Below are 21,686 nucleotides of genomic sequence, written 5' to 3'. Positions count from 1 at the left end.
GCCTGTTGGCGTTTATCTTCTTCAATCTGCATCCAGGCCGGTTTGATGCCGTATGAATAAAGAGAATATCTGCCCGGGAGTAGCGGCCTATTAAACCGCTCTTCACTAAAGGCCCCTCATTGGGCGTGCGCTTGTTGGTGCTGGTCGTGCTATCGGTCGCGCTGATGGTGGTCGATGCCCGCTTCACACTGCTCAAGCCAGTGCGTAGCCAGATGTCGCTGGTATTGATGCAGTCCTACTGGATCACCGACCTGCCGCAACGGCTATGGCAAGGTGTGGCCAGCCAGTTTGGCAGCCGCACAGAACTGGTGGCCGAGAACGAAAAGCTCAAGACCGAAAACCTGCTGCTGCAGGGGCGCATGCAAAAGCTTGCGGCCCTGACCGAGCAGAACGTCCGGCTGCGCGAGTTGCTCAATTCTTCCGCGTTGGTCAACGAAAAGGTCGAAGTGGCCGAGTTGATCGGCATGGACCCCAACCCCTTCACCCATCGCATCATCATCAACAAGGGCGAGCGCGATGGCGTGGTCCTTGGCCAGCCGGTGCTCGATGCCCGTGGCCTGATGGGCCAGGTGGTGGAGTTGATGCCCTATACCTCCCGCGTGCTGCTGCTCACCGACACCACCCACAGCATTCCGGTGCAGGTCAATCGCAATGGCCTGCGGGCGATTGCCAGTGGTACCGGCAACCCGGAGCGCCTGGAATTGCGGCATGTGGCCGACACCGCCGACATCAAGGAAGGCGACCTGCTGGTCAGCTCCGGCCTCGGCCAGCGATTCCCGGCGGGCTATCCGGTGGCGACGGTCAAGGAAGTGATCCACGATTCCGGCCAGCCTTTCGCGATTGTCCGTGCCGTGCCGACAGCCGCGCTGAACCGTAGCCGCTACCTGTTGCTGGTGTTCAGTGACACGCGCACGCCAGAAGAGCGCGCCAACGAGGCTGCCCAGGCCCAGGAAGCGCAGGACCGGCAGGACGGCACCGCAACCGTACCCAAGCCTGCGACACCGGCAGCGCCAGTGGCGACACCCGCCGCACCCGCTTCGGCAACACCTGCCCGGCCGGTCAGGCCTGCGGCGTCCACGCCTGCTGCTGCACCTGCGCCAGCAACCACTCGACAGGGGGCGCAATAATGGCCGGTACATATTCACGCAATGGTTGGATGGTCTGGTTGACCTTCGCCATCGGTATGTTGCTCAGCGTTTCGCCGATGCCGCAATTCATGGAAATCCTGCGTCCGCTGTGGCTGGCCTTGCTGTTGGCCTTCTGGGCCCTGGCCTTGCCGCACAAAGTCGGCATGGTCACCGCGATGTGCCTGGGGCTGGCTGAAGACGTGATGTATGGCACCTTGCTCGGCCAGAACGCCTTGATTCTCACGCTGATTACCTTCCTGGTGCTGTCGCTGCAGCAACGCCTGCGCATGTTTCCGATGTGGCAGCAATGCCTGGTGATCCTGGTGATCTTCGGTCTGGCCCAGTTGGTGCAACTGTGGCTTAGCGCCTTGACCGGTAACCGCCAGCCGACCCTCGCGCTGGTCTTGCCGGCGCTGGTCAGCGCGCTGTTGTGGCCATGGGTCAGCTTCGGTCTGCGTGGGTTGTGTCGCCGCTATAAAATCAATTGAGTGGGGCGCGAAGCTCTGCCTGGTTATCGAACCCGCAGGGAGAGTTTGCAATGCAATCGCTTTATCTGGCCTCCGGCTCTCCTCGGCGGCGTGAACTGCTGACCCAGATTGGCGTGCCGTTCACCGTGGTCAACGCCGCTATTGATGAAACCCCCCTGGGCGACGAGTCGCCTGCGTCCTACGTCGAGCGCCTGGCCCGCGGCAAAGCCGCTGCAGGCCTGGCGACATTGGCCGATACCGCAAATGCCTGCGTGCTGGGGGCCGATACTGCCGTCATCCTGGATGGCCGGATCCTCGGCAAGCCCGTGGACCAGGCCGATGCCCTGGCCATGCTGCTGGCCCTTTCTGATCGTGAACACGAAGTCCTCACCGCCATTGCCCTGCTCGATGGTCAGCGCTGCGAAACGCGCCTGGTCAGCAGTCGCGTGCGCTTTCGTCAGGTTTCCACACAAGAAGCAACGACTTACTGGCACAGTGGTGAACCCCAGGACAAGGCGGGCGGCTATGCTATCCAAGGGTTGGCGGCGGTATTTGTCGCCGGGCTCAATGGCAGCTACTCGGCAGTCGTTGGCCTGCCGGTCTGCGAAACAGCAGAACTGCTGGGCCATTTCGGCATACCCTGTTGGCAACACCTTTCCGTGCGCTGAACGCTCTACTCCAGCGCCACCTTTTAGCGATCGGCCACTATTGTGAAAACGCCTGAACGAGACCCAGCCATGAGTGAAGAGATTCTGATCAATATCACGCCGATGGAATCGCGCGTGGCGGTGGTAGAAAACGGTGTTTTGCAGGAAGTGCACGTCGAGCGCACCCAGAAGCGCGGGATCGTTGGCAATATCTATAAAGGTAAGGTTGTGCGGGTGTTGCCGGGCATGCAGGCAGCCTTTGTCGATATCGGCCTGGACCGTGCCGCATTTATCCATGCCTCGGAAATCTCCCTGCGCGAAGGCCCAGCGGTCGAGAGCATCAGCGCCCTGGTGCACGAAGGGCAGAGCCTGGTGGTGCAAGTCACCAAAGACCCGATTGGTTCCAAGGGCGCGCGCCTGACCACGCAATTGTCGATTCCTTCGCGTTACCTGGTGTACATGCCGCGCACCGCCCACGTCGGTATTTCCCTGAAAATCGAAGACGAAGGTGAGCGTGAGCGCCTGAAAAAGGTGGTCAGCGATTGCGTGGCGGCCGAAGGTATCAAAGAGGCGGGCGGCTTTATCCTGCGCACCGCCGCCGAAGGTGCCGGTGCCGATGAAATTCTCATGGACATCCGCTACCTGCGGCGCCTGTGGGACCAGATCGCGGCCCAGATCAAGACCGTCGGCGCGCCGAGTGTCATCTACGAAGACCTGGGCCTGGCCCTGCGAACCCTGCGTGATCTGGTCAGCCCGAAGATCGAGAAAATCCGCATCGACTCGCGGGAAACCTTCCAGCGCACCACGCAATTTGTCGCCGAACTGATGCCGGAAATCGCCGATCGCCTGGAACACTACCCCGGCGAACGGCCGATTTTCGACCTGTATGGCGTCGAGGACGAAATCCAGAAGGCCCTGGAGCGCAAGGTGCCGCTCAAGTCCGGTGGCTACCTGGTGGTCGACCCGGCCGAAGCCATGAGCACCATTGACGTCAACACCGGCGCCTTCGTCGGCCATCGCAACCTTGAAGAAACCATCTTCAAGACCAACCTCGAAGCCGCCACCGCCATTGCCCGTCAACTGCGCCTGCGCAACCTGGGCGGGATCATCATCATCGACTTCATCGACATGGAAGATGAAGAACACCAGCGCCAGGTGTTGCGCACCCTTGAAAAGCAGCTGGAGCGCGATCACGCCAAGACCAACATCATCGGGATCACCGAGTTGGGCCTGGTACAGATGACCCGCAAGCGCACCCGCGAAAGCCTTGAGCAAGTGCTGTGCGAGCCGTGCAGCAGTTGCCAGGGGCGCGGAAAGTTGAAGACCCCGGAAACGGTTTGCTACGAGATTTTCCGGGAAATTCTACGAGAGGCACGCGCTTACCAGGCCGAGGGTTATAGAGTCCTGGCCAATCAGAAGGTGGTTGATCGGTTGCTCGACGAAGAGTCGGGCAACGTTGCGGAACTGGAGGGCTTTATTGGCCGTACCATCCGTTTCCAGGTCGAAACCATGTATTCCCAGGAACAATACGACGTGGTGCTGCTCTGATTCGCATCCGTCCTGTTCAACGAGACCGCCAGACCTTGATCTGCCGTCCGACTATTACCTTGAGGGTCGCCTGACATGGAGCGTCTACAACGCTTTTTTGCCGCACTGACCCGTTGGGGCCTTGGCCTGTGTGCATTGCTGTTGGTACTGGCGGCGGTCTACGTCAGCCTGGGCCGTGAATTGACGCCATTGGTGGCGGAGTACCGTGCCGAAGTCGAGGCCAAGGCGCAGGCGGCGGTCGACATGCCCCTGAGCATTGGCAGCCTGGAAGGGCGCTGGAGCGGCTTTGCCCCGGTCTTGCTGGCCCATGACGTGATGGTCGGCGAGGGCAGCAGTGCCTTGCGCTTGGACCAGGTGCAAGTGGTGCCCGATCTCTGGGCCAGCCTGCTGGCGTGGGATGTGCGCATTGCCCACTTGGAAGTCAGCGGGTTGCAGCTCAGTGTCAAGGAGGACCAGGACGGCCGTTGGGCGCTGCAAGGCCTGCCGGTGCAGGACGACCAGCCCCTGGACCCGGAACAACTGCTCACGCGCATGCAAGCGGTGGCGAAGATCTCGCTGCTCGACAGCCAGGTCACTTTGCAACCGTTTGAACAAGCGCCGCTGACCTTGACCTATGTGGGCCTGAGCCTGCAAACCGGTGCCACCCGCCAGCGCCTGGATGCACGCCTGACCTTGCCCGATGGGCAGCCGTTGGCCCTCAGCCTGCGCACGCGGATCCGCGCTAGCCAGTGGCGCGATGGTGAAGTCCAGGCCTACCTGAGCCTGCCCCAGAGCAATTGGGCGCAATGGATTCCGGCGAAGTTGACCCGGGACTGGAAACTCAATGAGCTGAAAGCCGGCGGCGAACTCTGGCTGACCTGGGCCGGCGGAACGCTGCAAAGCGCCGCCGCGCGGCTCAATGCGCCGCAAGTGAAGGTGCGGTATGCCCAGCGCAAACCCGTGAGCATCCACAACCTGGGCCTGACGGCCTACCTGCAACGCAGTGATCGCGGCCTTAAGGTGGTCTTCGACTCGCTGGCCATGAACCTGGGCGACACCCGTTGGGAGTCGCACCTGCAATTGCAGCAAACCCTGGCCACCGACAAGGCCCAGGAAACCTGGAACCTTCAGGCCGACCGCCTGGACCTGACGCCGATCACCCCCTTGCTCAACGCCCTGGCACCATTGCCCGAGGGGGTTGCCAAGACCGTCGAAGCGTTGAAAGCCACGGGCGTGCTGCGCAATGTCCTGGTGGATTATCGTCCCCAGGAGACGGGCGATCAGCGCATCAGCTTTGCCGCCAACCTCGAGCGGGTGGGCTTTGATGCGTATTTCGGCGCACCGGCGGCCCGCAATGTCTCCGGCAGCATCAGCGGCGACCTGGGCCAGGGCGAGCTGCGCATGGACAGCAAGGACTTTGCCTTGCACCTGTACCCGATTTTCGCCAAGCCCTGGCAGTACATCCAGGCCAACGCGCGCCTGACGTGGAAGCTGGATGAACAAGGCTTCACGCTGATCGCACCGTATATCAAGGTGCTGGGGGAAGAGGGCAAGGTCGCGGCGGACTTCCTGATTCGCCTGCATTTCGATCATAGCCAGGAAGACTACATGGACCTGCGGGTCGGCATGGTCGATGGCGATGGACGCTTTACCCCCAAATACCTGCCGGCGGTGTTGAGCCCGGCCCTGGATGAATGGCTGCGTACGGCCATTCTCAAGGGCGCGGTCGATGAAGGCTTCTTCCAGTATCAAGGTTCGTTGAACCACGATGCGGTGACGGCGGCGCGCAATATCAGCCTGTTCTTCAAGGTGCATGACGCCGAGCTGGCGTTCCAGCCTGGCTGGCCCCATGTGAGCAAGGTGACCGGTGAAGTGTTTGTCGAAGAAACCGGTGTGCGCATCCTGGCCAGCAAGGGGCAATTGCTCGACACCAAGGTCAAGGATATCTACGTCAACATTCCCCATGCGCTTCCTGGCCATGACAGTCATCTGCTGCTGACGGGCGGGTTTGCCGGTGGGCTGGGTGACGGCCTGAAGATCCTGCAGGAAGCCCCCATCGGCACGGCGTCGACGTTTGCCGGCTGGAAAGGCGAGGGCGACCTGCAAGGTTCACTCGACCTGGACATCCCCCTGGCCAAAGGCACCGAGCCGAAAATCGTGGTGGACTTCAAGACTGACAAGGCGCACCTGCAACTGGCCGAGCCGACCCTGGACCTGAACCAGCTCAAGGGCGAATTCCGCTTCGACAGCACCAAGGGCCTGAGTGGCCAGAACATCAGTGCCCAGGCCTTTGACCGGCCGATCACGGCGCAGATTGCTGCCGGTGGCAAGCCGGGCAATCTCAGCACGCGGGTCACCGCCAAGGGCCAGGTGACTGTCAAGCGCCTCACCGACTGGCTGAAAGTCGGCCAGCCGCTGCCGGTGTCCGGGGATATCCCGTATCAACTGCAACTGGACCTGGACGGTGCCGACAGCCAGTTGCGGGTCAGTTCCAACCTCAAGGGCGTGGCGGTGGATTTGCCTGCTCCGTTTGGCATGTCCGCCGGTCAGGGCCGCGCCAGTGTGTTCCGCATGACCTTGCAGGGCGCAGAGCGACGCTACTGGTTTGATTACGGCGAGCTGGCGAACTTTACCTTTGCAGCCCCGGCGAACAACTTTGCCCAGGGCCGTGGCGAACTGTTCCTCGGGGATGGCGATGCCTTGCTGCCCGGTGGCAAGGGCCTGCGGATTCGCGGCGTGCTGTCGGAGCTGGATATAGATCCGTGGAAGAAACTGGTGGACCGCTACGCCGGCAATGATCCGAGTGGCAATGCCAAGCAACTGTTGAGCAGTGCCGATTTCAAGATCGGCAAGCTGACAGGCTTTGGTACTCAATTCGACCAGGTCAGCCTGCAACTGGAGCGCAAGCCCGCGGCCTGGGGGCTGCAGCTCGACAGCCAGCAAGCCAAGGGGGCTATTGGCCTGCCGGATGCCAAGGGCGCACCCATCGCCATCAATCTGCAATACGTGAAGCTACCGGCGGTTGACCCCACGGTACAGGCCGACGAGAACGCGCCTGATCCCCTGGCGAACATTGATCCCAAGGACATTCCGGCGCTGGATATTTCCATTGGCCAGTTGTTGCAGGGGCCCGACTTGATCGGTGCCTGGTCCTTGAAGGTGCGCCCGACGGCCAAGGGCATGGCTTTCAACAACCTCGACCTGGGCCTCAAGGGTATGCGGCTCAAGGGGGCCGGTGGCTGGGAAGGGGCGCCGGGCGCCAGCAGCAGTTGGTACAAGGGGCGCCTGGACGGCAAGAATATCGCCGATGTGCTTAAAGGCTGGGGCTTCGCGCCCACCGTGACCAGCCAGAGCTTCCATCTGGATGTTGATGGACGCTGGCCGGGTTCGCCTGCGTGGGTTGGGCCCAAGCGGTTTTCCGGGAGCCTGGATGCATCGTTCCGCAAGGGCCAGTTTGTCGAGGTCGAGGGCGGTGCCCAGGCGTTGCGGGTGTTTGGTCTGCTGAACTTCAACTCGATTGGCCGGCGTTTGCGCCTGGACTTCTCGGACTTGCTCGGCAAGGGCCTGAGCTACGATCGGGTCAAGGGCCTGCTGGCCGCCAGCAATGGTGTGTTTGTGACCCGTGAGCCGATTGTTCTCACCGGGCCGTCGAGCAACCTGGAGCTTAACGGCACCCTGGACCTGGTGGCTGACCGTGTCGATGCCAAGTTGCTGGTGACCCTGCCGGTGACCAACAACCTGCCGATCGCCGCGTTGATCGTGGGGGCACCGGCCATTGGCGGCGCACTGTTCCTGATCGACAAACTGATTGGCGATCGGGTCTCGCGTTTTGCCAGCGTCCAGTACAAGGTGGAAGGGCCATGGAAAGATCCAAAAATCACCTTCGACAAGCCATTTGAAAAACCGCAATAAGCCCCTGTGGAGTAGCATGGCCCCATGCTTTTTATGGAGTGTCGGCCCATGTCCTTTGCGGTAATCCAGATGGTCAGCCAGAGTGATGTTCTGGCCAACCTGGCCCAGGCCCGGCGGTTGCTGGAGCAGGCGGCGGCGGGGGGCGCGCAACTGGCAGTGCTGCCGGAAAACTTCGCCGCCATGGGCCGCCGTGACGTGGCCGCTATCGGCCACGCCGAAGCTGTGGGCGAGGGGCCGATCCTGCCGTGGTTGAAACTGGCCGCCCGTGACCTCAACTTATGGATAGTGGCCGGTACCTTGCCGTTGCCCCCGCTCGGGCAGCCCGACGCCAAGTCCAATGCGTGCTCGCTGTTGATCGACGCGCAGGGGCAGATTGTGGCGCGCTACGACAAGCTGCATCTATTCGACGTGGACGTGGCGGATGCGCGCGGTCGTTATCGCGAATCTGACGACTATGCTTACGGTAACCAGGTAGTGGTGGCCGATACGCCGGTTGGGCGCCTGGGGCTGACGGTCTGTTATGACCTGCGCTTCCCCGAGTTGTACAGCGAATTGCGTGCGGCGGGGGCCGAATTGATTACTGCGCCTTCGGCCTTTACGGCGGTAACGGGGGCTGCGCACTGGGATGTGCTGATCCGGGCCCGGGCCATAGAAACCCAGTGCTATCTGCTGGCGGCCGCCCAGGGCGGTGTGCATCCGGGGCCACGGGAAACATTTGGCCATGGGGCAATTATCGACCCATGGGGGCGCGTACTGGCGCAACAAGATCAAGGCGAAGCGGTGTTGTTGGCCGAACGCGATAGCAGCGAACAAGCGTCGATACGGGCGCGCATGCCGGTGGCAGGCCACCGGCGCTTTTTCTCGCAGGGCGCACAGCGACCTGCTTCAGAACGATGAATTTAAGGCCGAACCTATGAGCGAGTTGTTGTCCTCAGTCAGTGAACACCTCCTGGCGCCCGGTGGCGTGACCATCGAAAGTCTGCAAACCGTACTGGGTGACCTGGCCGGGCCGGGTATTGATGCTGCAGACCTGTATTTCCAGGGGCAGATTTCCGAGTCATGGTCCCTGGAAGACGGGATCGTCAAGGACGGCAGCTTCAACCTTGACCAAGGGGTTGGCGTGCGCGCGCAGTCCGGTGAGAAGACCGGCTTTGCTTATAGCAATGCCATCACCCTCGAAGCCCTGGGCCTGGCCGCCCGCGCGGCGCGTTCGATTTCCCGCGCCGGGCAGCACGGCACCGTGCAGGCGTTCAGTACCCAGGACGTGGCCCAGTTGTACGGCCCGGATAATCCACTGGAAGTAATGACCCGTGCCGAAAAGGTCGAGTTGCTCAAGCGTGTGGATGCTGCAACCCGGGCCCTCGACCCGCGTATCCAGCAAGTGAGCGTGAGCATGGCCGGGGTCTGGGAGCGCATCCTGGTGGCGTCCACCGATGGCAGCCTGGCGGCCGATGTGCGCCCGCTGGTGCGCTTTAATGTCAGTGTGATCGTCGAGCAGAACGGGCGTCGCGAGCGCGGCGGCCACGGTGGCGGTGGGCGTACGGATTATCGCTATTTCCTCACCGACGACCGCGCCATGGGCTATGCCCGCGAGGCGTTGCGCCAGGCGCTGGTCAACCTGGAAGCCATTCCGGCGCCAGCGGGTACGCTGCCGGTGGTCCTGGGTTCGGGCTGGTCCGGGGTTTTGCTGCATGAAGCGGTGGGGCATGGCCTGGAAGGTGACTTCAACCGCAAGGGCAGCTCCGCCTACAGCGGGCGCATGGGCGAAATGGTCGCCTCCAAGCTCTGCACCATTGTCGACGACGGTACATTGGCCGGTCGCCGTGGTTCCCTGAGCGTCGACGACGAAGGTACGCCGACCGAGTGCACCACGTTGATCGAAAATGGCGTGCTCAAGGGCTATATGCAAGACAAGCTCAACGCGCGCCTGATGGGCGTGGCGCGTACCGGCAACGGCCGTCGCGAGTCCTACGCGCATTTGCCGATGCCGCGCATGACCAACACCTACATGCTCGCGGGCGAAAGCGACCCGGCAGAGATCATTGCCTCGGTGAAGCGTGGGATCTATTGCGCCAATCTTGGTGGCGGCCAGGTGGATATCACCAGCGGCAAGTTTGTGTTCTCCACCAGCGAAGCCTATCTGATCGAAGACGGCAAGATCACCGCGCCGGTCAAGGGTGCAACCCTGATTGGCAACGGCCCGGAAGCCATGAGCAAGGTGTCGATGGTCGGTAACGACCTGGCGCTGGACAGCGGTGTGGGGATGTGTGGCAAGGATGGGCAGTCGGTGCCGGTGGGTGTCGGCCAGCCAACCCTGAAAATTGATGCGATCACCGTGGGTGGTACGGGGTCGTAAGGCGTGGAGCTTCGGGTGGCGAAGATCGCCACCCGGGGAAGAGGATCAGCGCAGGCCGCGTTGAGTCTCGTCCAGCTCACGGATGTACTTGAAGATTTTACGGCTGGTGGCCGGCGCCTTGTTCTGTGCCAGTTCGTGCTGGGCCTGACGGATCAGGGAGCGCAGTTGCTGGCGGTCGGCGTCCGGATAGTCCAGGACGAACTTCTCCAATACAGCGTCGTCACCGCCGATCAGGCGGTCACGCCAACGTTCCAGGTTATGGAAACGTTCGTTGTATTGGCGGGTGGAAGCATCGAGTTGATCGAGCAAAGTCAGAATGGCGTCAGTGTCCTGGTCGCGCATCAGCTTGCCGATAAACATGATGTGCCGTTTACGCGCGATATTCGCGGTGTGCTTGGGTGCATCCGCCAAGGCCCGGCGCATTTCGTCGGTCAGTGGCAGTTTGGCAATCAAGTCCGGCTTGAGTGTTGTAAGGCGCTCGCCGAGATCAACCAGAGCATGCAGCTCGCGTTTGACCTGGGTTTTGCTTTTCTCCCCATCGAGGGAGTCGTCGTAAGAATCAACCATGGTGGCAGTCCGCAAAGAAACGCCGCCATGATAACCAGTCGGGGGCCGCTTGTCCGGCCCGGTCGCTCGATGGCCTTAACCGAAAGCAGAATTTGAGTGGAGAGAACCATGAGTGCAGCCCAAAGCGTCGGTCCACAAGCGTTACCGGCACTGCAGGAACAAGTTGAGCAGATCATCGCCGAGGCCAAGCGCCAGGGCGCCAGTGCCTGTGAAGTGGCGGTGTCGCTGGAGCAGGGCCTGTCGACTTCGGTACGCCAGCGGGAAGTGGAAACCGTTGAGTTCAACCGCGACCAGGGTTTTGGCATCACCTTGTATGTGGGGCAGCGCAAAGGCTCGGCCAGCACTTCGGCCAGCGGCCCGGAAGCGATTCGCGAGACGGTTGCCGCCGCACTGGCGATTGCCAAGCACACCTCCGAAGACGAGGCCTCGGGTTTGGCGGATGCGGCCTTGATGGCGCGGGATCTCAAGGATTTCGACCTGTTTCACGCCTGGGATATCACTCCCGAGCAGGCCATCGAAAAGGCCCTGGCCTGCGAAGCCGCGGCGTTTGATGCCGACAGCCGGATCAAGAATGCCGATGGCACCACCCTGAGCACCCACCAGGGTTGCCGGGTGTATGGCAACAGCCACGGGTTTATCGGCGGCTATGCGTCGACGCGCCATAGCTTGAGCTGCGTGATGATCGCCGAGGCCGATGGCCAGATGCAGCGTGACTACTGGTATGACGTGAGTCGCCAGGGTGAGCTGTTGGCGGACCCGGTGAGCATCGGCCAGCGCGCCGCGCAACGGGCGGCGAGCCGCCTGGGCGCGCGCCCGGTGCCGACGTGCGAAGTGCCGGTATTGTTTTCGGCGGAACTGGCGGGTGGTCTGTTCGGCAGCTTTCTCGGGGCGATTTCCGGGGGCAACCTGTACCGCAAATCGTCGTTCCTTGAAGGCGCGCTGGGGCAGAAGCTGTTTCCTGAGTGGCTGACCCTGGACGAACGCCCGCACCTGATGCGCGCCATGGGCAGCTCGGCCTTTGATGGCGACGGCCTGGCAACCTACGCCAAGCCGTTTGTCGAGAATGGTGAGCTGGTGTCCTACGTGCTTGGCACCTACGCCGGGCGCAAGCTCGGTCTGCCGAGTACCGCCAACGCCGGTGGGGTTCACAACCTGTTCGTGACCCATGGTGACGAAGACCAGGCGGCGCTCCTGCGGCGCATGGGCCGTGGTTTGCTGGTGACCGAGCTGATGGGCCACGGCTTGAACATGGTGACGGGTGATTATTCCCGAGGCGCGGCGGGGTTCTGGGTGGAGAATGGCGAAATCCAGTTCGCGGTCCAGGAAGTGACCATCGCCGGCAATATGCGCGACATGTTCAAGCAGATCGTCGCCGTGGGTAACGATCTGGAATTGCGCAGCAATATCCGCACCGGCTCGGTGCTGATCGAACGCATGACCGTCGCCGGCAGCTAAGCCGCAACCCGTTACACAACAGCGCCACCCCAGGGTGGCGCTTTTTTTTGCCTGGAATATCACAAGGCCGACAAAGGTATCGGTTCAATAGCTTGTTTTGATTCTCAATATCATTTAATAATAAATATCATTATCGAGTGAGCATGGGTCATGAGTTCTGTCCTGCACGAGGATCCCTACCTGGAAAGCTGGCGCTGGATGAGTCGTCAGATTCGCTGCGGGCTCAACCCTGACGAGCCGCGCCTGATCGAACACTACCTCAGCGAAGGCCGCTATCTGGCCTGTTGCACGGCCACGCACCCGTGGACCATCGCCGAGACCTCGTTCCGTCTGCTGCTCGACACTGCCACCGATATCGCCTTGCCCTGGCATTGGCGCTCCACGTGCCTGGACCAGGCCTGGCGCCCGCTGCGCGACCTGGAAAACCTGTCTCACTGTGCCTGCCGCCTCAAGCGCTGGCAGACCTTTGCCTGGCAATTGGCGACTTGCGAACTGCAACCTTCGATTTCTCACTCCGACTTGGTGCAAGGATCTTCCGATGAGTAACACCCGTATAGAACGCGACAGCATGGGCGAACTACAGGTACCGGCCGACGCGTTGTATGGCGCGCAAACCCAGCGTGCAGTGGATAACTTCCCGATCAGCCACCAGCGCATGCCGACCCAGTTCATCCGCGCCCTGATCTTGGCCAAGGCCGCCGCCGCCAGGGCCAACGTCGATCTCAAGCAGATCAGCGCAAGTCAGGGCAAAGCCATCGTCGACGCCGCCCAAGGCTTGCTGGAAGGCGACTTCATGCAGCACTTCCCGGTGGATATTTTCCAGACCGGCTCCGGCACCAGCTCCAACATGAACGCCAACGAAGTGATTGCGACCCTGGCCAGCCGCCTGCTGGGCGAGCCGGTCAACCCCAATGACCACGTCAATTGCGGGCAAAGCAGCAACGACATCATCCCGACCACCATTCACGTCAGCGCCGCGTTGGTGCTGCATGAACAGACGTTGCCGGCGTTGCTGCATCTGGTTGCAGTGATCGAGCGCAAGGCGGTGGAAGTTCATCCGTTCATCAAGACCGGGCGTACTCACCTGATGGACGCCATGCCGGTACGCATGAGCCAGGTGCTTGAAGGGTGGGCGCAGCAACTCAAGGCCAATATCGCGCACTTGCAGGGCTTGCTGCCAAGCCTGCAGGCCCTGGCTCAGGGCGGCACGGCCGTTGGCACCGGGATCAACGCGCATCCTGAGTTTGCTGCGCGTTTCAGTCAGCAGTTGAGCAGCCTGACCCAGGTGCAGTTCACTCCGGGCAAGAACCTGTTTGCTCTGATCGGCTCCCAGGACACCGCCGTTGCCGTCTCCGGCCAACTCAAAGCGATTGCCGTGTCGCTGATGAAAATCGCCAACGACCTGCGCTGGATGAACTCCGGCCCCCTTGCCGGTCTCGGTGAAATCGAACTCGAAGGTCTGCAGCCGGGCTCGTCGATCATGCCGGGCAAGGTCAACCCGGTGATTCCAGAGGCTACGGCCATGGTCGCGGCCCAGGTGATCGGCAATGACAGCGTAATCACCATCGCCGGTCAGTCCGGCAACTTCGAACTCAACGTGATGCTGCCGATCATCGCCCAGAACCTGCTCAGCAGCCTGGAACTGTTGGCCAACTCCAGCCGTCTGCTGGCAGACAAGGCCATCGCCAGCTTCAAGGTCAACGAACCCAAGCTCAAGGAAGCGCTGTCGCGTAACCCGATCCTGGTTACCGCACTCAACCCGATCATTGGTTACCAAAAGGCCGCTGAAATCGCCAAGAAAGCCTATCAACAAGGCCGGCCGGTGATTGATGTGGCGCTTGAGCACACCGACTTGCCCCGCAGCCAACTGGAAATCCTCCTGGATCCGGAAAAGCTCACGGCGGGTGGCGTGTAATCACCGACCCTGCTTTGGAGGCTCACCATGGAGCATTGGAAACGCACGATCGAACGGGCCAATCACTGCTTTATGCAGGGCGAACTGGTGGATGCCCGCGAGCATTACCTGCAAGCCCTGGCCCTGGCCCAAGTGTTGTTCGAGCGCTGGGGTGATGCCGACGAAGCCGTAGCCGCTTGCGTCATTTCCCATCACAACCTGGCGGACCTGCACCTGCGCCTGAACCAGCCGGAAGAAAGCGCGGAATACCTCTGCGCCATTCACCAGCGCTTGCTGCAGACCATGCAGGACACCCGGCTGCCTCAGCCACTGCGCGAGGCGGCCTTGCGCCAGAGCAGCAAGACCTACGTCGAACTGTTGAATTTCATCAGCGATCACGGCGAATACCCCCGTACCCATCGCTTGCTAGGCAGCCATACGGCGTCGACGGATGCGCCGACCCGCAACAGCCCTTTTTATGGAGCACATTGATATGTCCTACACCTTGCCTGCCTTGCCTTACGCCTACGATGCCCTGGAGCCGCATATCGATGCGCAAACCATGGAAATCCACTACACCAAACACCACCAGACCTACATCAATAACCTCAATGCGGCGGTCGAAGGTACTGAGTTTGCTGGCTGGCCCATCGAGAAACTGGTCTCCAGCGTCCAGCAACTGCCGGAAAAGCTGCGCGCAGCGGTGATTAACCAGGGGGGCGGGCATGCCAACCACTCATTGTTCTGGGCAGTCATGTCGCCCAAGGGCGGCGGCAAGCCCGAAGGTGCCCTGGGCCAGGCGATTGATGAGCAGTTGGGTGGCTTTGACGCCTTCAAGGAGGCCTTTACCAAAGCTGCGCTGACCCGCTTCGGCAGTGGCTGGGCCTGGTTGAGCGTGACCCCGCAAAAGACCCTGGTAGTCGAGAGCAGTGGCAACCAGGACAGCCCGTTGATGAATGGCAATACGCCGATCCTCGGTCTGGACGTGTGGGAGCACGCCTACTACCTGCTTTATCAGAACCGCCGTCCTGAATACATCAACGCCTTCTACAGTGTTATCAACTGGCCGGAAGTCGCTGAGCGCTACCAGGCGGCCCTCGCTTAATGACCTTTCATAACAAGACTTAAGGCCGACTATGGGCACTGAAACACTGGCGATCAGCAGCGTACGAATGTTTCGTTATGCGTTTGGCTCGCTGCTGCTGTTGGCGGGAATGGCATTGCTGGTGGCCCACGGGCTGGCCTGGCTGAACCTGGAGCCGCGGATCCTGCGCGCACTGCAAGGTGGCGCAATCTGCGCCCTGGGTACGGCGCTGGGGGCGGTGCCGGTGCTGGTGATCCGGCGGATGCCGTTAGCGGTCAGCGATACGTTGCTGGGCTTCGGTGCTGGCGTGATGCTCGCGGCGACCGCGTTTTCGCTGGTCGTGCCAGGGGTCGCCGCCGCCGAAAACCTGGGGCTCACTCCCTGGGCGTCCAGCGGCCTGGTCAGCTTCGGCATCATGCTCGGTGCCTTCGGCCTGTTTCTGGTGGACCGCAAGGTCTCCGGTGCCAGCCCGGAGATGCTGGTCGGTACGCCCGATAAACCGGTGATCCCGCCGCGTATCTGGCTGTTTGTGTTCGCGATCATTGCCCACAATATTCCCGAAGGCATGGCGGTAGGCGTCTCGGCGGGTGGCGGTATGCCCGATGCCGACAGCCTGGCCATGGGCATTGCCTTGCAGGATGTGCCGGAAGGGCTGGTGATTGCGCTGGTGCTGGCAGGGGCGGGGATGTCGCGGGTCAAGGCATTCCTGATTGGGGCGGCATCCGGCCTGGTAGAGCCGGTGTTTGCCGTGCTCTGTGCCTGGCTGGTCAGCCTGGCCGAGATGCTGCTGCCTCTGGGTTTGGCCCTTGCGGCCGGGGCGATGCTACTGGTGGTGACTCACGAAGTAATCCCCGAGTCGCGACGCAATGGCCATGACAAACTTGCCAGCCTGGGGTTGTGCATCGGGTTTTGCCTGATGATGGCCATGGATACAGCGCTGGGCTGATGCCTAACGCAAAAAGCAATGTGGCAGCTGGCTAGTGTGGGAGCTGGCTTGCTTGCGATGCAGACACCTCGGCATAAAAAATGTGGGAGCGGGCTTGCCCGCGATAGCGGTGTATCAGTCAAGTATGTATCGACTGACTCCCAGCTATCGCGGGCAAGCCCACTCCCACATTGATTTGTGCTGCATTCAGGAAAGAAGGGCTATTCGCCTTCATCGAAGTAGTTGTTGATCAACTTCACCAGCGCATCCAGCGCTTCCTGTTCCTGCTCACCTTCGGTCTTCAGATGAATCGTCGTGCCCTTGCCTGCGGCAAGCATCATCATGGCCATGATGCTTTTGCCATCGACCATGGACTCTGGCGTACGCCCGGCACGCACCTGGCAAGGAAACTGGCCCGCAACTCCGACGAACTTGGCCGACGCGCGGGCATGCAAGCCCAGTTTGTTGATGATTTCAATTTCCAGAGCGGGCATCGCGAAGGTGTTCCTTTCAGCTGAGGTCGCGGTGGCGAACCTGGACATTCTTGAGGGTTTGCTGCAAGACCTGGCCCAGGCGCTCGGTCAGGTAGACGGAGCGGTGATGCCCGCCGGTACAGCCGATAGCGATGGTGACATAGGCCCGGTTGCTGGCCGCAAAGCGCGGTAGCCACTTGAGCAGGTAGCTGGAGATGTCCTGGAACATCTCCTCGACATCCGGTTGCGCCGCCAGGTAATCGGCAACCGGTTGGTCCAGCCCGGACTGGTCGCGCAGTTCCGGCTTCCAGTAAGGATTGGGCAGGCAACGCACGTCAAATACCAGGTCGGCGTCTATCGGCATGCCCCGCTTGAAGCCAAAGGACTCAACAAGGAACGCGGTGCCGGGTTCCGGCTGGTTCAGCAGGCGCAGCTTGATGGCGTCACGCAGTTGGTAAAGGTTCAGGCTGGTGGTGTTGATCTTGAGGTCGGCCAGGTCAATGATCGGCCCCAGCAGCTTGGTCTCGTCCTCGATGGCTTCGGCCAGCGAGCGGTGCGGGCTGCTCAGTGGGTGGCGGCGACGGGTTTCCGAAAAGCGCTTGAGCAGCGTTTCTTCGTCGGCATCCAGGTACAGCACGTCGCAATGGATATGCTTGGCGCGTACCTCTTCGAGCAATTCCGGGAAACGCGTGAGGTGGCTGGGCAGGTTGCGTGCGTCAATGGACACGGCCACCAGCGGTTGTGCCAGCTCGGTATGGATCAGCGCACGTTCTGCCAGCTCGGGCAGCAGGCCGGCCGGCAAGTTGTCTATGCAATAGAAACCACTGTCCTCAAGCACATTGAGGGCCGTACTTTTACCTGAGCCGGAACGCCCGCTGACGATGATCAAACGCATGATTACTGCCCGCTTTGTTCATCCAGGACAACCTGATACAGCGCTTCATTGGTGCTGGCGCTACGCAGTTTCTTACGTACTTCGTCACGGTCAAGCATGCTGGCGATCTGCCGGAGCAGTTCCAGGTGTGCATCGGTGGCCGCTTCCGGGACCAGCAGGACGAACAGCAGGTCAACCGGGGCGCCGTCGATAGCGTCGAAATCAGTGGGGGCGTCCAGGTGCAACAGGGCGCTCACCGGTGTTTCACAGCCTTTTAGGCGGCAATGAGGAATAGCGATGCCGTTGCCAAAACCGGTCGAACCGAGTTTTTCACGAGCAATCAGAGCCTCGTATACATCTTGCATCACCAGCTCAGGCACTTCGCGGCTGATCAGGTTGGCAATCTGTTCGAGGGCTTTCTTTTTACTGCCACCCGGCGCGTTCACGAGTGAACGGCCGGGGGTCAGGATGGTTTCAAGTCGAATCATGGGTGGGGAGTGTTAGCGGCCTGTGCCTTGAAGAAGGCTCTGCTGCTTTTCCTTATGCTTTTTGATTTGGCGATCCAGCTTGTCGGTCAGGTCGTCAATGGCGGCATACATGTCTGAATGCTCTGCATTGGCGACTACTTCCCCGCCGGGTATACGCAAGGTGGCTTCGATTTTCTGCTTCAGCTTTTCGACAGACATGATGACTTGCACATTGGTGATCTTGTCGAAATGCCCCTCAATTCGTTTGAGTTTCTCGCTGATGTAGGCGCGCAGCGGTTCGGTCACTTCCAGTTGGTGTCCACTGATGTTGACTTGCATACAGCTTCTCCTTCGTTGCCAGTGCATAAAGCGGCGGGTAGGAGTACCCGCCACTGGAACGCTATGGCCCGCCCGTCACATCAATCGCTTACGCTCGCTGGAAGGCGCGATCCCAAGGGACTCGCGGTACTTGGCGACGGTTCGACGGGCGACCTGAATGCCTTGTGCCTCCAGTAAACCAGCGATCTTGCTGTCACTCAACGGCTTTTTCTGATTTTCCGCCGCAACCAGTTTTTTGATGATCGCGCGGATCGCCGTGGACGAGCATTCACCGCCTTCGGAGGTGCTGACGTGGCTGGAGAAAAAGTATTTCAGCTCATATATACCCCGTGGGGTATGCATGAATTTTTGGGTGGTGACCCGGGAAATGGTCGATTCGTGCATGCCCACTGCTTCGGCAATGTCATGCAGCACCAACGGTTTCATCGCCTCGTCGCCATATTCCAGGAAGCCGCGCTGATGCTCGACGATCTGGGTGGCCACTTTCATCAGGGTCTCGTTGCGGCTTTGCAGGCTCTTGATGAACCAGCGAGCCTCCTGCAACTGATTGCGCATGAAGGTGTTGTCGGCGCTGGTGTCGGCCCGGCGTACAAAACCTGCGTATTGCGGGTTGACCCGCAGGCGCGGCACTGATTCCTGGTTCAGCTCCACCAGCCAGCGCTCGTTGTCCTTGCGCACGATCACGTCGGGGACGACATACTCGGCTTCGCTGGACTCGATCTGCGAGCCGGGACGCGGGTTGAGGCTCTGTACCAGTTCGATGATCTGGCGCAGGTCATCTTCCTTGAGCTTCATCCGACGCATCAACTGGCTGTAGTCGCGGCTGCCCAGCAGGTCGATATAGTCGGTGACCAGGCGTTGGGCTTCGGCCAGCCACGGTGTCTTGGCGGGCAGTTGGCGCAGTTGCAGCAACAGGCACTCGCTGAGGTTGCGCGCGCCGATGCCGGCGGGCTCGAACTGCTGGATGCGGTGCAGGACCGCCTCGATTTCGTCCAGCTCGATGTCCAGTTCCGGGTCGAAAGCCTCGAGGATTTCTTCGAGGGTCTCGTCCAGATAGCCCTGATTGTTGATGCAGTCGATCAGGGTCACCGCGATCAAGCGATCGGTGTCGGACATCGGGGCAAGGTTCAGTTGCCACAGCAAGTGGCTCTGCAGGCTTTCGCCGACGGAGGTGCGGGTGGTGAAGTCCCACTCGTCATCGTCGTTGCTGGGCAGGCTGCTGGCGCTGGTCTGGTAGACATCTTCCCAGGCCGTATCCACCGGCAGTTCATTGGGAATACGTTCGTTCCATTCGCCTTCTTCCAGGTTATCCACCGTGGGTGCGGTTTCCTGGTAGGACGGCTCCTGGACGTCGGGATTGGGTTTTTGCTCTATGTTGTCGGCCAGTGGGTCGGCATTATCGAAGTCGTCGCCTTCTTCCTGGCGTTCGAGCATCGGGTTGGACTCCAGGGCCTCCTGGATTTCCTGTTGCAGGTCCAGGGTCGACAATTGGAGCAGGCGGATGGCCTGTTGCAGCTGCGGTGTCATCGTCAGCTGCTGGCCCATTCTCAGGACTAGCGATGGTTTCATGGCAGGGGCTTAACACCTTATTCGCCGGCGCAATGCGCCATCCACGACAGGGCGCGTGAGCGCCAAACATAAGCAAATTATATGCCTGATATCGGGGGCTTTGCCTAGAGCGCGGTAACAATAAAAACAATAAGGTTTTTATTGACTCCCGCGCCTGATGGCGAATGTCCTGACACCCCAGTGTTTACAGGCGGAACTCGTGCCCCAGATACACTTCCTTGACCAGTTCGTTGGCCAGGATGGTGGCGGAGTCGCCTTCGGCAATCAGTTGGCCGTCGTTGACGATATACGCGGTTTCGCAGATATCCAGGGTCTCACGCACGTTGTGGTCGGTGATCAGCACGCCGATCCCCTTGGCCTTGAGGTGATGGATGATCTGCTTGATGTCGCCTACCGAAATCGGGTCGACACCGGCGAAGGGTTCGTCCAGCAGGATGAACTTCGGTGCGGTGGCCAGGGCGCGGGCGATTTCCACGCGGCGACGCTCGCCGCCGGACAGGCTCATGCCGAGGTTGTCGCGAATATGGTTGATGTGGAACTCCTGCAGCAGGCTTTCCAGTTCCTGGCGGCGTCCGTCGCGATCCAGTTCCTTGCGGGTTTCCAGGATCGCCATGATGTTGTCGGACACTGACAGTTTGCGGAAGATCGACGCCTCCTGGGGGAGATAGCCGATACCGGCCCGCGCACGGCCGTGCATGGGCTGGTGGCTGACGTCCAGGTCGTCGATCAATACACGGCCCTGGTCCGCCTGGACCAGGCCGACGATCATGTAGAAGCAGGTGGTCTTGCCGGCACCATTGGGGCCAAGCAGGCCGACGATCTGGCCGCTGTCGATCGACAGGCTGACGTCGCGCACGACCTGACGGCTTTTATAGGCCTTGGCCAGATGCTGGGCTTTCAGGGTTGCCATTACTGGGCCTTCTTCTTCGGCTGGATAACCATGTCGATGCGCGGACGTGGCGCAGTGACCTTGGTGCCATTGGCGCGGCCGGCGGTGGCGACTTGCTTGACGGTGTCATAGACGATTTTCTCGCCTTCGGTCGAGTTGCCGTCGCTGCTGATCACTTTGGCGCGGTCAGTCAGTACGATACGGTTCTGCGGCGCGTGATACTGGATGGTCACGCCATAGCCTTTGATCGGACCTGGATCGGCGGCGTTTTGCTTCTGTTCGAAATAGGCAAGGTTGCCCACCGAAGTCACGACGTCGATGTCGCCGGCCGGGGTACGGGTCAGGGTCACGGTGTTACCGGTAATCTTCATCGAACCTTGGGTGATGATGACGTCGCCCTTGTAGGTCGCGATACCTTGCTTGTCATCCAACTGCGCATCGTCAGCCTGGATGTGGATCGGTTGCTGGCTATCGTTCGGCAGAGCCCAGGCGCTCACGCTTCCCAGTGCTGCGCCCAGACCGAGCAAAATAGGGAGGGTTTTAACGAGCCTCATACTGTCCTCTTACGTTCGATAGCAGGTGTATCCTGCTTTCTTTCAAATACGCTTTCATTCCCTTGCCAGTCGATACACCGCCAGCGCCGTCGATTCTAACGTCTTGCTCGGTCTGCGCATATTGCTTCTGTGGGAATACGGTCATGCGACTGCTGGTAATGATGGTGTCGCGCTTCTGGGCGTCGGTGCGCGCAACACGCACCGAGTCGATCAGTTCCACTTCGGTGCCGTCCGGGTTGACCTCGCCACGCTTGCTGGTGACGTGCCACGGGAATTCGGTGCCGCGATACAGGTTCAGGTCCGGATTGGTCAGCAATGTGACCTCGGAAGCCTTCAGGTGTTCGACCTTGTCCGACGTCATTTCGTATTGCACCTTGCCGTCAGGCAGGAACTGCACGCTGTAGGCGTTGGTGGCGTAATAGTCGATAGCGCCCTGGTCGACCTGCGCAACAGGCTGGTCGAGGAAGCGCTCCGGGCTGATATTCCAGTAGCCCACAGCGAGGAACAGCGCGGCGATGGCTCCGAATATCAGGAAGTTGCGAATCTTTTTACTCAGCATA

At 60.9% G+C, this 21,686-nt stretch carries 22 protein-coding genes; 13 read left to right on the top strand and 9 right to left on the bottom strand.

Annotation, left to right across the window (positions count from 1 at the left end):
• The first annotated feature begins 89 nt into the window (after positions 1-89).
• From mreC to tldD, 7 genes are all read left to right on the top strand, one after another.
• Positions 90-1,127, top strand: coding sequence for a rod shape-determining protein MreC (gene mreC / locus HU773_RS23510; RefSeq protein ID WP_081044183.1), 1,038 nt, complete (start codon positions 90-92; stop codon positions 1,125-1,127).
• Positions 1,127-1,615: a rod shape-determining protein MreD gene (gene mreD / locus HU773_RS23505; protein ID WP_057958452.1), complete on the top strand. Its 489-nt coding sequence runs from the start codon at positions 1,127-1,129 to the stop codon at positions 1,613-1,615. Before mreC ends, mreD begins: the two co-directional genes overlap by 1 nt.
• A gap of 50 nt (positions 1,616-1,665) precedes the next feature.
• Positions 1,666-2,262, top strand: a complete 597-nt coding sequence (locus HU773_RS23500; RefSeq protein WP_115128996.1) for a Maf family protein — start codon at positions 1,666-1,668, stop codon at positions 2,260-2,262.
• Positions 2,263-2,331: 69 nt separating this feature from the next.
• On the top strand, positions 2,332-3,789 hold the full coding sequence (rng, locus tag HU773_RS23495) for a ribonuclease G (RefSeq protein WP_115128995.1): 1,458 nt from the start codon (positions 2,332-2,334) through the stop codon (positions 3,787-3,789).
• A gap of 75 nt (positions 3,790-3,864) precedes the next feature.
• Complete coding sequence (locus HU773_RS23490) at positions 3,865-7,680, top strand: YhdP family protein (RefSeq protein ID WP_120734141.1); 3,816 nt, start codon at positions 3,865-3,867, stop codon at positions 7,678-7,680.
• Positions 7,681-7,728: 48 nt separating this feature from the next.
• On the top strand, positions 7,729-8,577 hold the full coding sequence (locus tag HU773_RS23485) for a carbon-nitrogen hydrolase family protein (RefSeq protein WP_057958455.1): 849 nt from the start codon (positions 7,729-7,731) through the stop codon (positions 8,575-8,577).
• Between the two features lie 16 nt (positions 8,578-8,593).
• Complete coding sequence (gene tldD / locus HU773_RS23480) at positions 8,594-10,036, top strand: metalloprotease TldD (protein WP_057958456.1); 1,443 nt, start codon at positions 8,594-8,596, stop codon at positions 10,034-10,036.
• 45 nt (positions 10,037-10,081) lie between these two features.
• On the opposite strand, the gene yjgA is transcribed toward tldD, so the two are convergent.
• Positions 10,082-10,603, bottom strand: a complete 522-nt coding sequence (gene yjgA, locus HU773_RS23475) for a ribosome biogenesis factor YjgA (RefSeq protein WP_029291815.1) — start codon at positions 10,601-10,603, stop codon at positions 10,082-10,084.
• 108 nt (positions 10,604-10,711) lie between these two features.
• On the opposite strand from yjgA, the gene pmbA reads away from it, so the two are divergent.
• From pmbA to HU773_RS23445, 6 genes are all read left to right on the top strand, one after another.
• A complete protein-coding gene (gene pmbA, locus HU773_RS23470; RefSeq protein ID WP_169989517.1) occupies positions 10,712-12,058 on the top strand; it encodes a metalloprotease PmbA in 1,347 nt (448 codons plus the stop codon).
• A gap of 150 nt (positions 12,059-12,208) precedes the next feature.
• Positions 12,209-12,604: a hypothetical protein gene (locus HU773_RS23465; protein ID WP_057438105.1), complete on the top strand. Its 396-nt coding sequence runs from the start codon at positions 12,209-12,211 to the stop codon at positions 12,602-12,604.
• Positions 12,597-13,973, top strand: a complete 1,377-nt coding sequence (locus tag HU773_RS23460; protein WP_186625288.1) for a class II fumarate hydratase — start codon at positions 12,597-12,599, stop codon at positions 13,971-13,973. Before HU773_RS23465 ends, HU773_RS23460 begins: the two co-directional genes overlap by 8 nt.
• A gap of 27 nt (positions 13,974-14,000) precedes the next feature.
• Complete coding sequence (locus tag HU773_RS23455) at positions 14,001-14,444, top strand: DUF2753 family protein (RefSeq protein ID WP_057958459.1); 444 nt, start codon at positions 14,001-14,003, stop codon at positions 14,442-14,444.
• A gap of 1 nt (position 14,445) precedes the next feature.
• A complete protein-coding gene (locus HU773_RS23450; RefSeq protein ID WP_057958460.1) occupies positions 14,446-15,057 on the top strand; it encodes a superoxide dismutase in 612 nt (203 codons plus the stop codon).
• Positions 15,058-15,088: 31 nt separating this feature from the next.
• On the top strand, positions 15,089-15,982 hold the full coding sequence (locus HU773_RS23445; RefSeq protein ID WP_057958461.1) for a ZIP family metal transporter: 894 nt from the start codon (positions 15,089-15,091) through the stop codon (positions 15,980-15,982).
• Positions 15,983-16,182: 200 nt separating this feature from the next.
• Here HU773_RS23445 and HU773_RS23440 read toward each other — a convergent pair whose 3' ends face one another.
• The 8 genes from HU773_RS23440 to lptC form a co-directional block, all read right to left on the bottom strand.
• Complete coding sequence (locus HU773_RS23440) at positions 16,183-16,455, bottom strand: HPr family phosphocarrier protein (protein WP_057438107.1); 273 nt, start codon at positions 16,453-16,455, stop codon at positions 16,183-16,185.
• A 16-nt stretch (positions 16,456-16,471) separates the two neighbouring features.
• Positions 16,472-17,329 carry an RNase adapter RapZ gene (gene rapZ, locus HU773_RS23435; RefSeq protein WP_057958462.1) on the bottom strand — a complete coding sequence of 286 codons (858 nt, stop codon included), beginning with the start codon at positions 17,327-17,329 and terminating at the stop codon, positions 16,472-16,474.
• Between the two features lie 2 nt (positions 17,330-17,331).
• Positions 17,332-17,796, bottom strand: coding sequence for a PTS IIA-like nitrogen regulatory protein PtsN (gene ptsN / locus HU773_RS23430; protein ID WP_057958463.1), 465 nt, complete (start codon positions 17,794-17,796; stop codon positions 17,332-17,334).
• A 12-nt stretch (positions 17,797-17,808) separates the two neighbouring features.
• Positions 17,809-18,114, bottom strand: a complete 306-nt coding sequence (gene hpf, locus HU773_RS23425) for a ribosome hibernation-promoting factor, HPF/YfiA family (RefSeq protein ID WP_032860085.1) — start codon at positions 18,112-18,114, stop codon at positions 17,809-17,811.
• Positions 18,115-18,189: 75 nt separating this feature from the next.
• Positions 18,190-19,683, bottom strand: a complete 1,494-nt coding sequence (locus HU773_RS23420; protein WP_057445159.1) for an RNA polymerase factor sigma-54 — start codon at positions 19,681-19,683, stop codon at positions 18,190-18,192.
• Positions 19,684-19,867: 184 nt separating this feature from the next.
• The gene (lptB, locus tag HU773_RS23415; protein ID WP_029291791.1) at positions 19,868-20,593 is read right to left on the bottom strand and encodes an LPS export ABC transporter ATP-binding protein; all 726 of its coding nucleotides are present in this window, start codon (positions 20,591-20,593) and stop codon (positions 19,868-19,870) included.
• Entirely contained in the window at positions 20,593-21,126 is a 534-nt protein-coding gene (lptA, locus tag HU773_RS23410) for a lipopolysaccharide transport periplasmic protein LptA (protein ID WP_029291790.1), read from the bottom strand. The genes lptB and lptA overlap by 1 nt, the downstream gene beginning before the upstream one ends.
• On the bottom strand, positions 21,113-21,685 hold the full coding sequence (lptC, locus tag HU773_RS23405; RefSeq protein WP_057438113.1) for an LPS export ABC transporter periplasmic protein LptC: 573 nt from the start codon (positions 21,683-21,685) through the stop codon (positions 21,113-21,115). Before lptC ends, lptA begins: the two co-directional genes overlap by 14 nt.
• Between the last annotated feature and the right edge of the window lies 1 nt (position 21,686).

Source organism: Pseudomonas shahriarae (assembly GCF_014268455.2).
In the GTDB taxonomy this organism is placed as follows: domain Bacteria; phylum Pseudomonadota; class Gammaproteobacteria; order Pseudomonadales; family Pseudomonadaceae; genus Aquipseudomonas; species Aquipseudomonas shahriarae.
This window is presented reverse-complemented; position numbering and strand designations above follow the sequence as displayed.